This window comes from Caballeronia sp. LZ001 (genome assembly GCF_031450875.1).
Classification (GTDB): Bacteria; Pseudomonadota; Gammaproteobacteria; order Burkholderiales; family Burkholderiaceae; genus Caballeronia.
This window is the reverse complement of sequence record NZ_JARTVX010000004.1, coordinates 1,209,696-1,221,661: the sequence shown is the minus strand read 5'-3', so window position 1 is coordinate 1,221,661 and position 11,966 is coordinate 1,209,696. Positions and strand designations below refer to the sequence as shown.

The window sequence follows — 11,966 nt, the reverse complement described above, 5'->3', positions numbered from 1 at the left end:
TATAGCGTGCGCGGCACACGTGTTTCCGACTTAAACCTCGTTCCTTAGTCTTGACTCCGTGCTCCCGGGCGTTTCCGGGAGCGTTCACTAGGAGTCAAGCATGTCCCCCGCAATTCAAACCGCCCTCACCATCCTGCGTCGCAAGCAGGTTCAGGCCGCCACCGGTCTTTCCTGCTCGACCCTCTACCGCCGGATCAAAGACAAGACCTTCCCCGCTCCCGTCAAGCTCGGCCCGAACTCGGTCGGCTGGCGCGCTGGCGACATCGACGCCTTCCTCGCGGCTCCGGCTGACTATCGCGCGGGGATCTAAGAGATGACGACCAAAAAAAACGCCGCCCTTGCACAAAACAGGAAGGCGGCGGAAAGCATCAGGACGAAGGTGAATACTACTGGCAACTCGGCGGCTGCACAACGTGCCCGTTTGATGGCGGCCCTTCGAAAAGGCCCGGTGTCGACGATCGCAGCCCGCAAGGCTCCCATAGACGCGATGATGCCTGCCGCACGCATCCATGAGCTGCGTCACCAAGGTGGTTTCAACATCGTACTTACCTGGGTGTTCGAGCCGACTGACGGCGGCCGCCTGCATCGTGTCGGGCGCTACACCCTTCAGCCTGGCAAGTGGAGGCAATCATGATGCGTTATGCGGACAATTGTTCCGCGTTCCGCCTTGCCCGTGCGACATTTCAAAGCTTTTCTTCGACACAACCATCAAGCCTCCCAACAAAAAAGCCGATATGCGTGCTGCAAGGTCGTCAATCAGTATTGACGAACGCACCCAAAGGGGCTACCTTAAGAGGTATGGGTTTCGCACTTCGCGCGACCCGAATCTCCGAAAGGACGCCCACCATGAAGACATTTCTTCGTGCGCTGCCCTGCGCGCGCAATATCAATGACAACGTACTCGCCCCCGTCTCCGGACGACATGAAGAACCTGAAGGGTCTTCTCGGCAAAAGCAGCACCGAGATGGCGGAGCTGTTCGGAGTCTCCTCGGGATCTCAGTGGCGCAAGTACATGGCTGCCGACTCGGCCAATCGGCGAGACATGGGGATGCACATGCTGTTCTTCGCGATGGCTCGGCTGGAGCTGGACGAGAAGACGCTCAATCGCGTTCTGGATCGGATGCGCGCGGTAGGCGCGACAATCGAACTGGACAAACCGTAAGGCACGTAAGTCCTGCCATCGTCGAGTTCATCGCCCGCGACGCTATTCGCCGGGCCGCGATGGCGCCTACCGCTGAAGCAGCGCTCGACATTGCTGGCGAAGCTCTCCTCGCCGTTGCCGGTATCGTCCAGCGCGAGGTGGGCCATGACTGAAACCACAACCTACGCCCGCCGAATCACGCGAAACGATATGTGGCCACGGCACTTTTACGGCGATTGGATATTTTTCGACATCAAAGAAACGCCTGAGCTCGGCTACGACGTGATTGTTAAGATGTTCGATGGCTCAGTCCACATTTGGCAGCTCGAAGACATGACCGAAGATGAAATCACGGTCTCCACGCATAACCCGCCCGAAACGGAAACCTTGCCAAGGTCGTCTGTGGCCGAAATGTACGCCGTCCTGTACTCCATGAAGGAGCGAGCCGCGCGGCTGCTGCTTGGGCAAAACCTAGATGCAGATGTCGCCGACGAGTCTCGGCAGGTTCAGGGCGATAAGCAGTCCGAAAAGGAGGCCGAATGACCTCCACGAAAGTTTATGGTGCTAGCACGATAAAACGCGAACGCAGAACGCGTGCGCGGCTCGACACGCTCGACCAGCAGATCATCGACGTGTTACGTGTCGATCATCCCCAATCGGTTCGGCATGTTTTCTATCGGATGACCGACCCGCGACTCGCCGAGCCGGTCACGAAGGACGATCGAGGCTATCGGCATGTGCAGGACCGCTGCGTGAAGCTTCGCCGATCGGGCCTTGTGCCATATCACTGGATTGCGGACATGAGCAGACGCGGTTACACCACGCGTACGTTCGCTGACGCGAGCGACTTCCTCAGCCGCATGAAGGGGCTCTATCGGGCAGACCTGTGGCAGGACGCCGAATACCGGTGCGAAGTCTGGGCTGAGTCTCGCTCTATCGCATCAGTCATCCAACGGGATTGTTCGGAACTCGCGGTTCCTCTCTATCCGTGCGGCGGGTTCTCGAGCGTGAGTTTTGTGCACTCGGCAGCAAGCGAACACAATGCACTTGATGATGACCGGCCGCTTGTCGTGCTGTATATCGGCGATTACGACCCTGCCGGCGTGCTGATTGACGTTGCGCTTGAGCGAGAGCTTCGGACACATCTAAAGCCGTCGATCGACATGAAGTTTGAGCGCATCGCGATCAACGAGGAGCAGATTGAGCAGTACGACCTTCCGACCAAGCCACGGAAGTCCGGCGACAAGCGATCGTTGCAGGTCGCATCGACCGTCGAGGCGGAGGCGATGCCCGCGCGCACACTGAGGGACATTCTCAGACTTGAGATCGAATATCTGCTGCCTGAAAACGCTTTAGCGGTCGCGAAGGTAGCCGAGCGGTCGGAGCGCGAACAGATTGCTCGTATGGCTCAGCTTCTGTCCGGAGGTCGAGAATGAACACCCTTGATCGAATTTATCGTGCTTGCACGATAAAACAGCCAGGAGGGGGCGATCATGGCGATTAAAAAGCCTTCCGATCCAAACGGACGCCACGTGAGGATTTACGTTTCGCTGCTCGGCACTCCGGCGTGGCGCGTCTTGAGCTTCTCCGGCAAAGCTCTTTTCTTGGATCTCCGGTCTGCCGTCACAGCCACGAATAACGGCAACCTGAGCGCCGCGTTGTCGGAAATGAAGCACAAAGGCTGGACGTCTCCCACGACCCTCGCCAAGGCGATCTATGAGCTTAGAGCGATAGGCTTCATCGCTGTGACCGTCGAGGGCGGTTTGCGCCAAGGTACTCGCGTGCCGTCGCTCTATCGCTTCACCGATCTCGAGGTGTTCGAACAGCCTAAGGTTAAGGTTCAGTCAGTCAAGGCGACGCACGACTATCGCCGATTTGAGTCAGTTCGAGAAGCAGAGCGCGCACTCATTGAAGGGTTGGAGAAACTACAGGAGCAAGGCCGGAAAAAGCAAAAGACGAAAAAAAAATCCCCAGTACAGAAAATGTATCGGTCCAATACAGAATCTGTATTGGAAGGCGATTTTTCCAATACAGAATCTGTACACTGAGCACTCCTTCCAATACAGAATCTGTACTCAGTGAAAATTGCGTGGAACGTCCGTTGCAAAAGGCTCGCGCGGATATTTCAGGCGCTTTTCAAAGGTGCGTTTCCCTGTACAGAATCTGTACTCCTTTTATCCTTTGCCATACCAAGGAGCTATTTAGAGGCAGCAGGAACGCTGTGGGAGGCTCCGATTGAACGCGGTCAGCCTGACGACAGGCAGAGAACTTTTCGACGGGAGCCCGGTAACGCTCGGGGCGTTAGCAAAGCGTTAGATATGCGTCTGGACGATGCTGGCGCGCATGTGAAGCAGCCCCGGCGGGGTCTCGCCAATTTTGCGCATACCCCCCGCCGGGTGTTCGCGCTGCTCGACCATAGTAGCGGTGCTGGCTAGGTGGTTGCCAAAACGACAACCGTTGTCGAATCGACCACTGTCAGCGCGCGAGGCTCCCTCAATTTTGAGGAGACCCACTCCGATCTGAGGCGGTCCGCCTTTAGCAGTTGCTAAGCACTTGCTGGCGGCGCGCGGATTTTAATGTGCTAGATAAACACAGGATGGAGTTCGTATGGATCAGTTTGAGATGCCTCCAGTCTTGAGAAGGCGGGACGCCGACCGGCTGAGATGTGGCCTTTTCGAGATCGTCGACGAGCTGTCGCGGCTGGATGGTTGGAGCGAGGCGGAACTCGACATTGTGATTGAGTGCGTTGAGCGACAGCCGGCCTATGCTCTTCGCTCCGACTTTGCGCACTTCGGCGAGCGTCTCGACAAGGCCCGCGCCGCTGCAGCTACAGGGAGAAAGAGATGAACCTTGAACAGTACCTTGATCGTAAGTACGGGAAGAACATCGCGGCGCTGACCAGTATCGAGGCGCGGCATTTCGGCATCCCCTACCCGCTCGTCTCGGGGTGGGAGCGGCGACATGGAAAGATGAGCATAACGCCTGGCATGGCCGAGCGCGTGATCGCCGCGTTTCGAAATGAGACGGTCAAAGCGGGGTCGAAGAAACACCGTGAGCGTGCGGTACAAATCCTCGAGTCGATTGTCAGAATTGAGACGCCCGCGCCCACGACTGTGCCGGCGAGCAGAAGCACGCCGGATGGCGACGTCAGGCTCACTGCCAACATTCGGAGAGATTTGCATATACGGCTGAAGATCGCCGCAGCGGAACAGAGAACGACGATCGGCGAACTGATTGAACGTTTCGTGGAAACGGCTCTGTAGTCCGGCCCTGCATTGCTGCAAGCTCACGCCCGCTTCATGCGGGCTTTTTTTAGCCTGTCTTCCGAGTCAGAGCCAGTTCGATCTCGTCGCCATGCAGCTGTACGTATCGGCGCGCCCACAAAACCGCCGCATATTCGGCTGCGGCGCCCGTCGCCATCACTGCGGGACACACAATCGTCGCGGTAGTCGCATCCGGTCCGTAGTCTTTAATCCGCGAAAATCGAACCGTGCACCTCCAGCCGTGGTCGTTCACAGGCTCAAGGAAACACTCGAAGAAATAGCCGCCGGCCTTGTACATGGCGCCCTCCTGCTTTTCTCATTTCCGTCGAGCAATCGCTGAACCCAATGGCGAAAGCGGAGATCGTTTCCGCGCTACTTTGTCTCCCATGGCTATCAATCGGCAACAGTGTCTGATCAACCCAACAAAAAACCCAACATAAAACGAACTAATGGATTGATCGTACGTCTGTATGCATATACAGTGTCTGTAGGACACCTAACCTCTAACGGAGCAAAGAACTGATGGATGATTTGAAGAAGAGCGTCGCCACGCTCAACAAACTGCTGGCCCAGCGTGACGAGATCCAGCGGAAACAGGCTGAAGTAAGCGCGGCGCTCGACAGCATCGCCGGCGAGCAGCAAGCTCTTAGCGCCCTGCGGCAGGAGCGCAAGAAAGCCCTCGGCAAAGCGGTCATCGAAGGCAAGAAGCCCGATACCGCTGATCTCGACAAGCAGATTGCGGCGGCAGAGAAGCGCATCGCGGCTGCCGGCGACAACAAGACCGCCAACGAAGCCGCAGCGGCGCAGCTCGAAGAGACGCTAGAGGCGGTCGACGCGGGCATTGAGCAGGCGCGCGACATGGCACGTGAGGCGGCCGGGGACATCGTCGCAACGCGGCTCGACGAGGACATCAAGCGTTTTGAAAACGCGAAAGCAGAACTTCGCAACTTAGCTGTTCGTGTCGCAGCGTCCGACGCCGTGGCCAGGCGCTTTCGGCGCAATCGCCGAGAAGAAACGATGGACATCATCAATTCCGCTGCAATGACTGATCGGGACTCAAGCTCCTTCTGGGCTGAGCGCATGGACGCATCGACCGCGCCGCTGATCGCGGAGATCAATCAATCGCTCGCCGACGCTGGCTGGCAGCTGTAACCGGAGACCAACATGAATCGAATCGTTGTCACTGACAGCGCGACCTTGACTGGTCCGTGGGAGTTCGTCCCGAACGAGGGCGTTACCGATCTGCGCCAGCAGCAGATCGAACGCATGGAAAACGCATGGAGAACTACGGACGCCACGCCTGCTCCGGTCGAAGCAGTGGACAGGGAGCAATGGCTCGAAAGGATCTACGACGGGATGGGTTCATCCGGGTCGCGCGGCCAAGCTCAAACCTATGCTGCCGACGAAAGCGGCCTGAGCGGTCCTGACCTGCTCGCGCATCGCATGTCCAACGCCTGGCGCTTGCCGCCGCGCGACTAAATCACATCGGGGGTGTAGTGAGCCACGAGTTCACGCGGATAAGTCGGCGAGTGCCGCACCCAATCAACCCCGACAGCCGATGGACGGAGCTCCTGCTTTACCTTCCGTCGCGATCGGCCGGTGGACCGGGGGCATCCGCCCTCGGTGTCATCGTCATGCAGCGATTCGATGCGGCCCATGTGGGCCGTTGATCGTTTACGGAGGAACAGATGTTTGAAGCATACAAAATCGGCATACGCATCGCGCTGGTGAATCACGCCAGCGCGGGCTTGTTCGCTCTGTCGAAAGACTTTGCGGCTGCAGACGCGGCTGCTAAGCGTTTCGGAGACAAGGCGAGCAGCATCGGGCGTAGCCTAAAGCTGATGGTAGGCGGCGGTATTGCGGTCGGCGCAGGGATCGCGATCGCCTCGATGTTCAAGCCTGCCCTTGAAGCGGCGAAAGAGTTCGAGACGGCGAAGGCCAATTTCGGGCTGCTTGGTCTGACGTCCGCGCAAAACGCCGAGGCCGTACGCTTTGCGAAAAACATGAATGTTGTGGGCTCGACCTATGTCGAGAACATGAACAAGATGACCGAGGCGCAGGGTGTGTTCCGCGAGGCGGGATTGTCCGGCATGGCAGCGCTGGACGGCGCGAAACTCGCCGCGCCTACCCTTGCCCGCCTGAGTGTGGTCGCAAAGATGTCTGGTCACGCGATGTCCGAAGCTGACGACAAGGAACTGCTGCGCGCGATCGAAATGAGCGGTGGGTTGAAGGATGCGGCGACGTTTAATCGTCGGGCGGACGCCATCTACAAGATGGTCGGCTCGAGCGGCGGTAACGTCAAATACACCGACATCCGACAGTTCTACGCCCGTGGTGGGGTCGCGGCGCAGAGCTTGAGTGACGAAGCGCTGATGAAGCTCGAACCGATTATTGGCGAGATGAAGGGCGCCAATGCGGGCGTCTCGCTGCGGACCGCGTTCAACCGCTTGAACGGCATCATCCGACTGCCGAATCAGGTCGCGCACGCGCTTGTCGATAACGGGCTCTGGGATAAGTCGAAAATCGTCTGGAACTCGATGGGCGGCATCAAATCGATGAAGGGCAATCCGCTCACGAGCACGATGCTGATGCAGACGGACACTCCGGAATGGGAACGTACGGTCCTCGAACCGATGTACGCAAGGATGGGCGTCACCACCCAGAACCAAAAGAACGTCTGGAACGGTCTGCTCTTCGGCAGCACAGGCGGGGCCTTCTTCACCAACTTGCAGAAAAACGCCGCGACGGTCGCGCGCTCGCCGACGGCTATCAACAAGCACCTCGGGATCAACCAGGCTCTCGACGAGCAGAGCAAGACCTTTGCGGGGCAGAAAGACATTGCGGCGTCGAACTGGACGAACATCATGACCAACCTCGGCACAGCGATCCTGCCGAAGGTCAACGATGGAATGACAAAGTTCAATGGCGTGCTCGGCAAGATTGCAGACTGGACGCGCGACAATCCGGCAGCGACGCGCATCGCGGTGTATGCGGCGGCGATAGCAGCGGGCGGCCTGGTCGTCGCCGGTGGCTTGGCGTTGATCAGCGGCGCGGTATTGCTTGCAGCACCGGCGGTAACGGCTTTGGGCACAGCAATGGCCATCGCCGGCCGGGCGATGCTGCTGACTCCGATCGGCCTGGCCATCACCGGCATCGCGACGGCAGCCTTCCTCATTTGGAAGAACTGGGACGAATACGGGCCGAAGCTACATGCCGCATGGGATTACATCTCGAACGGAGTGACCGCGTTCATCAACAAGCTGATCGGGGCATGGAACACGGTGGCGGGCTTCCTGCACCTCGGCACGATCACGCCACTGGCGAACAATCCCACTACGCCGCCGGAGACAACACCCAACCCCGCCGGGCGCAGCAAATACATTCAGCACACCGGAAGCGGCGACATCAATCTGCACGGCGATCTCAATGTGGACGGTCAAAAGCTCGCGAAAATCGTCGCCGGTCACATGGGCCGGGAAGCGACGCGACCGCAAGCCATGCCGGGCAACTTTGACGGGTCCATGACCCTGCGACCGATGGGTATGCGCTAATGAAAGACATTCTCGACCAACAGATCGACGTCCTCGCTGCTGGCTACAAGGTCATGGGTGAAGCCCTTCGGCAGCAGGACGTGCGTTTCTCTGACCTTCTGGACCAGCTCGGCGAGCAGCCGATGCCAGGTGAGGCGCGCCGGGAGGCTATTGCGCGCCTTGAGGCTTTGCCCGATTCCGAGCTTGAGCGGATCATGCGGCGCAACGGGAAGCTGGGAGGCGGTCATGGCAAAGGCTGAGAAGCCGGTTCGCACCCCAGCGGTTCGCACTCAGGTTCGCACCCAAACAGGCCCTTCGAAGCCGGTACGCAGGACATCGGTACGCACGCCGGTACGCACGGAACCCGCCCGCCAGCCGGGCGTTTCCACCCCGGTTGTTTCCAGCGGTGTTTCCACGGAAAACGCCGATCCGGCAACGGTAGCCACGCCCGCGGTATCCAGTCTGGTATCCACGGTTTTTCCTTGCTCGCGCCCGAAACGCGGGCAAGACGGCGGTCTGGTAGCCACTTTGGTAGCCACAGAAAAGCCGCTTTTGAAACGCGACTTGTCGGATCAGGTTGCCACGCAGGTTGCCACTGAAACCGGCCGTTCCGCGAAGGTTACGGGCAAGGTTTCAGGCGAAACGGGCCCCCTCAAAATTGAGGACACCCCCTCGGAAGAGATGGTTACCAACTCGGTTACCACCGAAAGCGCGGTTTCGAAGCGTGGTAACCGTGAATTGACGCTGGACGGCCATGGCGAACTCTCGGAAGAGGCTGTCATCGCTCGAGCATCGGTCAGCGCCGAGATGGGCGCGACGCTCGTTCGCTCCAAATTCCCATTGGAACCGTTCGGCCGAGTCGATCTCACCGAGCACGCACGCGAGATCCAGCGGCAGACCGAGCGTGCCCAGCGCAATGACATGGGCGGTGTCGTTTCGATGCTCGTTTCACAGGCTCACACGCTGGAGGCACTTTTCAATGCGCTGGCAACCAAGGCGGCAAAAAACATCGACAAGCCGGCCTTGCTCGACATCTTCCTGCGCCAGGCATTGCGCGCGCAGTCTCAGTGCCGATCCACGCTCGAGGCCGTAGCCGAGATCAAAAACCCTCGCCCGGTCGCCTTCATCAAACAGCAGAACAACGCGGCCGGGCATCAGCAGGTGAATAACGGCGCGCATCCGGAAGTGACGTCACGCTCGACATGAATTAGGGGGATGTAACAGCCGGTGTAATAGGGAAAGCGGCTAGTGCGCGCCGCCGCAAACTTTGCACACATCACGGTGACGAGCCGCGTGCCATTGCTCGATGACTTACACAAGGGCAACAGACTTCGAATAAAACGAACTTTTGGAGAATCGAATGGCTAACGGATGGACAGAAGCGCGCCGCGCGAAGCAAGCGGAAGCGATCAGGCGCTGGAAGCCTTGGGAGCGATCGACCGGACCGCAGACAGCCGCAGGCAAGATCAGATCAGCACAGAACGCCCTTACGCACGGCGCGACCACTGAGCAGGCGAAAGAGGATCGGCGCCGCGTGAGCGCGCTGCTTCGTGACGCTCACGACTTCCTGAGGAAGGTACGCACATGATCAATCTTGACGCCCTGCGCGGCATCAATCTGGACGACCTGAAGCGCGCGCTGTTCAATGGCCGCACTCAGCCCATGCCGGCGAACGACAACCCTCTAGCGCCTGACAGATCGGGTAAGTCGCCGCTTGACGAGATCGACAAAGCGCAAAAAATCAAATAGCTTTATGAGCGCAACTCAAACCATCGGGAGACATCATGCAGAAGGTAAAAGTGCAGCAATTTTACGAGGTGGAAGGCGATAAGCACGAGCTCGGCGAGGCTGCTGAGATCGAGGTGACGGACGAAGAACTTGAGCAATTGCAGGAAGGCGGTCCAGTGTGGATTGAACGACTTGGCGAGACCTACGGGCTTATCGAATGACCGTCGATAATGTTTGCACGCTTTCGGCGTGCTAGCCTGCTCGAGCAGCGCGAACACCCGGCGCAAATGACGCACAGACTTGTGCATCATGCCGGGGCTGCTTTTCGAGCCATTATGGACACTCTCACCCTTTCTGCCGCCCTTCGGCTCGCGATAAACATTCTCCGAGACGCTGCGGACACCCGCAGCACTCCGTCAGGTTTCGAGATGGACGCGGGGCTCGCTCAGCTACACGCCGATGCAGCGGAGCTTCTGAGTTTGTCACTGCAAGATCTCGAACAGTATTAGGTCTGTCCGCGCCAGCGGAATCGAAATGCGGATCTCTCTTCCGCCCGAGTGCCGCTCCGATATTACGTCGCCCGTTGTTGATTAAATCGTACCCAACAACCTCGCCAACAAACTGGCAGCGTCAAGACATTGCCAAATCCCAGAACTCTTGGAGATCAATCTCCGGATCGTAATCAAGCAACAAATTGTGCATGTAGTGGCTGTGCATGTCGCTGCACGCGCGGCTCAGCGGATCATTAAACCCGGTCATCGCGGTGACGATCGCGTCGGCGGCAGCGTCGACGGCCTCATGGAGGGCTTTGGCTTCGTAGGTATTCATGCAAGCGTTTACGACTACGCCACTGCGATCTTTAGACCCAGGGCGCCCAAGCTTAAAGAAAACGCTGCACAGGCCGATATGCAGACGAGCCTTCTTCTTGAGACTAAAAATGAAAACACCTTTCCGAGCCGCCGTTTCCATTATTGTCGCAGCGTCGACGCTTACTCTTTCCGCTTGTAGCGATCGGTCTACCGAAGCATCCGCCGCAGCGGCTCAACAGCCAGCCCCCACGCCGGCCGTCGTGGCCGCTGAGCCGGAAACGAGTCCTGCGCCTGCACAGCCTGACCACTTCTACGCGATGACCGAAGACGGCGAGTACGGCTATCAGCAAGCTCTGAGCGACGACGACATCAAAGCGGGACGCGCAACATCCGCGCTGCTTATGGTGCGATACCTTGGCGACGTCAAAGGCGTCCGTTCAATCAAATACGTCGACGGCGACATTTCGAATGTCCTCTCGTGCGCTGCGCCTTGCAAGTTCGTCAAAAGCAAGCTCATATACTCCGGTCGGGTGATGCGAACCGAAACGGTGCCCGTGACGGACGGCTCCGTGATTCAGGCGGTTATGAGCGATGCCTTCAATGATCGCCTGACGGTCTTCGGGCGCAAAGCCAGCTAACTTGGAGTGAATCATGGGACTCAGCTTTCGGAAGTCAGTCAAGATCGCCCCTGGCATCAAACTCAACTTCAGCAAAAGCGGCATGAGCGCTTCTCTCGGTGGACGAGGACTCACGTACACCACACGTGGCCGTGTTACTGCGAGTATTCCCGGGACTGGGATCAAGTACACATCGACATCAAGCTCCTCACGGCCGGTCCGCTCGCCTCGCCTGCCATCTCAGTTGATCGAATCAGCGTCGATGCCGAGCAAGCGCGACCAAGCTAACGCCGAGTTCTTGATGATGCTCGGCGGACGGCTATTGAAAGCCACGCAAGACTATTTCTTCTCTTGGGGAGTGTGCGTTTCCCGTGATGACTTCGAGGCTGCGGCCGAACTGCCAGAGCATGCGCCAACGTTTGAAGCCATCTCGAAGGAAATGGACATCATCTCGACTGCCTGCCGGCTCCTTTCAGACATCGGTTCCATCTCACTGATCGAGAAAGAGAAAGCAATGCGCGCGCTTTATGCCGTCGAGGAGCATTTTCAATCGGTTGCAGGAAGCGTTGATGGTCTTCGATCTGCGGTTCTTCACCTAAAGAATCAGATTTCCGCGATTCCCCCGCGCCCGAACAGCGAGAAGTACATCGGCATCACGTTCGCTTTGGTCGTTTTATCGATCTGGTGGTTGCCGTTTCTCGCTGTCGCTGCCAGTGCTGCGTTGTTCGGAGGATTGCAGTGGTGGAGTTACGTTAGAGCGAGACGAGTTTCCAACGCGGCACTCGAAGCAGCGGACAATGAGATTGACCAACTGGTCCAACTGGAATTGACGCCGCGAGACAAAACGGCGTTGCAATAGTCATTGAGCGCGCACGGTG

General features: G+C 58.4%; 21 protein-coding genes. 18 read left to right on the top strand and 3 right to left on the bottom strand.

The window, feature by feature from the left end:
* Positions 1-100: 100 nt before the first annotated feature.
* The 8 genes from P9292_RS16245 (at position 101) to P9292_RS16210 (ending at position 4,404) form a co-directional block, all read left to right on the top strand.
* Positions 101-310 (top strand): AlpA family transcriptional regulator, encoded by a 210-nt coding sequence (locus P9292_RS16245; protein WP_309960014.1) that lies wholly within the window; start codon positions 101-103, stop codon positions 308-310.
* Between the two features lie 3 nt (positions 311-313).
* The gene (locus P9292_RS16240) at positions 314-634 is read left to right on the top strand and encodes a helix-turn-helix domain-containing protein (RefSeq protein WP_309960012.1); all 321 of its coding nucleotides are present in this window, start codon (positions 314-316) and stop codon (positions 632-634) included.
* Positions 635-922: 288 nt separating this feature from the next.
* On the top strand, positions 923-1,162 hold the full coding sequence (locus P9292_RS16235; RefSeq protein ID WP_309960010.1) for an XRE family transcriptional regulator: 240 nt from the start codon (positions 923-925) through the stop codon (positions 1,160-1,162).
* Positions 1,163-1,306: 144 nt separating this feature from the next.
* The gene (locus tag P9292_RS16230; protein ID WP_309960007.1) at positions 1,307-1,684 is read left to right on the top strand and encodes a hypothetical protein; all 378 of its coding nucleotides are present in this window, start codon (positions 1,307-1,309) and stop codon (positions 1,682-1,684) included.
* Between the two features lie 89 nt (positions 1,685-1,773).
* Complete coding sequence (locus P9292_RS16225; RefSeq protein WP_309960005.1) at positions 1,774-2,577, top strand: hypothetical protein; 804 nt, start codon at positions 1,774-1,776, stop codon at positions 2,575-2,577.
* 57 nt (positions 2,578-2,634) lie between these two features.
* On the top strand, positions 2,635-3,189 hold the full coding sequence (locus P9292_RS16220) for a hypothetical protein (protein WP_309960003.1): 555 nt from the start codon (positions 2,635-2,637) through the stop codon (positions 3,187-3,189).
* Between the two features lie 559 nt (positions 3,190-3,748).
* Positions 3,749-3,988: a hypothetical protein gene (locus P9292_RS16215; protein WP_309960001.1), complete on the top strand. Its 240-nt coding sequence runs from the start codon at positions 3,749-3,751 to the stop codon at positions 3,986-3,988.
* Positions 3,985-4,404, top strand: coding sequence for a hypothetical protein (locus P9292_RS16210; RefSeq protein WP_309959999.1), 420 nt, complete (start codon positions 3,985-3,987; stop codon positions 4,402-4,404). Before P9292_RS16215 ends, P9292_RS16210 begins: the two co-directional genes overlap by 4 nt.
* A gap of 49 nt (positions 4,405-4,453) precedes the next feature.
* Here P9292_RS16210 and P9292_RS16205 read toward each other — a convergent pair whose 3' ends face one another.
* A complete protein-coding gene (locus tag P9292_RS16205; protein ID WP_309959997.1) occupies positions 4,454-4,702 on the bottom strand; it encodes a hypothetical protein in 249 nt (82 codons plus the stop codon).
* 224 nt (positions 4,703-4,926) lie between these two features.
* Here P9292_RS16205 and P9292_RS16200 point away from each other — a divergent pair, with 224 nt between their 5' ends.
* From P9292_RS16200 to P9292_RS16185, 4 genes are all read left to right on the top strand, one after another.
* Positions 4,927-5,556: a hypothetical protein gene (locus P9292_RS16200; protein ID WP_309959995.1), complete on the top strand. Its 630-nt coding sequence runs from the start codon at positions 4,927-4,929 to the stop codon at positions 5,554-5,556.
* A 12-nt stretch (positions 5,557-5,568) separates the two neighbouring features.
* A complete protein-coding gene (locus P9292_RS16195) occupies positions 5,569-5,883 on the top strand; it encodes a hypothetical protein (protein WP_309959994.1) in 315 nt (104 codons plus the stop codon).
* A gap of 209 nt (positions 5,884-6,092) precedes the next feature.
* Entirely contained in the window at positions 6,093-7,955 is a 1,863-nt protein-coding gene (locus P9292_RS16190) for a phage tail tape measure protein (RefSeq protein WP_309959992.1), read from the top strand.
* Positions 7,955-8,194, top strand: coding sequence for a hypothetical protein (locus P9292_RS16185; RefSeq protein WP_309959990.1), 240 nt, complete (start codon positions 7,955-7,957; stop codon positions 8,192-8,194). The genes P9292_RS16190 and P9292_RS16185 overlap by 1 nt, the downstream gene beginning before the upstream one ends.
* 30 nt (positions 8,195-8,224) lie before the next feature.
* Here the strand turns inward: P9292_RS16185 and P9292_RS16180 are convergent, their stop codons facing one another.
* Positions 8,225-8,407: a hypothetical protein gene (locus P9292_RS16180; protein WP_309959988.1), complete on the bottom strand. Its 183-nt coding sequence runs from the start codon at positions 8,405-8,407 to the stop codon at positions 8,225-8,227.
* Between the two features lie 79 nt (positions 8,408-8,486).
* Here P9292_RS16180 and P9292_RS16175 point away from each other — a divergent pair, with 79 nt between their 5' ends.
* The 4 genes from P9292_RS16175 (at position 8,487) to P9292_RS16160 (ending at position 9,883) form a co-directional block, all read left to right on the top strand.
* A complete protein-coding gene (locus P9292_RS16175) occupies positions 8,487-9,140 on the top strand; it encodes a hypothetical protein (protein WP_309959986.1) in 654 nt (217 codons plus the stop codon).
* 154 nt (positions 9,141-9,294) lie between these two features.
* Complete coding sequence (locus tag P9292_RS16170; RefSeq protein WP_309959984.1) at positions 9,295-9,522, top strand: hypothetical protein; 228 nt, start codon at positions 9,295-9,297, stop codon at positions 9,520-9,522.
* Positions 9,519-9,683 (top strand): hypothetical protein, encoded by a 165-nt coding sequence (locus P9292_RS16165; RefSeq protein ID WP_309959982.1) that lies wholly within the window; start codon positions 9,519-9,521, stop codon positions 9,681-9,683. The genes P9292_RS16170 and P9292_RS16165 overlap by 4 nt, the downstream gene beginning before the upstream one ends.
* A 35-nt stretch (positions 9,684-9,718) precedes the next feature.
* Positions 9,719-9,883, top strand: coding sequence for a hypothetical protein (locus tag P9292_RS16160; RefSeq protein WP_309959980.1), 165 nt, complete (start codon positions 9,719-9,721; stop codon positions 9,881-9,883).
* 409 nt (positions 9,884-10,292) lie between these two features.
* Here P9292_RS16160 and P9292_RS16155 read toward each other — a convergent pair whose 3' ends face one another.
* Positions 10,293-10,490 carry a hypothetical protein gene (locus P9292_RS16155; RefSeq protein WP_309959978.1) on the bottom strand — a complete coding sequence of 66 codons (198 nt, stop codon included), beginning with the start codon at positions 10,488-10,490 and terminating at the stop codon, positions 10,293-10,295.
* Between the two features lie 109 nt (positions 10,491-10,599).
* On the opposite strand from P9292_RS16155, the gene P9292_RS16150 reads away from it, so the two are divergent.
* Positions 10,600-11,109: a hypothetical protein gene (locus tag P9292_RS16150; RefSeq protein ID WP_309959976.1), complete on the top strand. Its 510-nt coding sequence runs from the start codon at positions 10,600-10,602 to the stop codon at positions 11,107-11,109.
* Positions 11,110-11,122: 13 nt separating this feature from the next.
* A complete protein-coding gene (locus P9292_RS16145) occupies positions 11,123-11,947 on the top strand; it encodes a DUF4236 domain-containing protein (protein WP_309959975.1) in 825 nt (274 codons plus the stop codon).
* Positions 11,948-11,966: the final 19 nt, after the last annotated feature.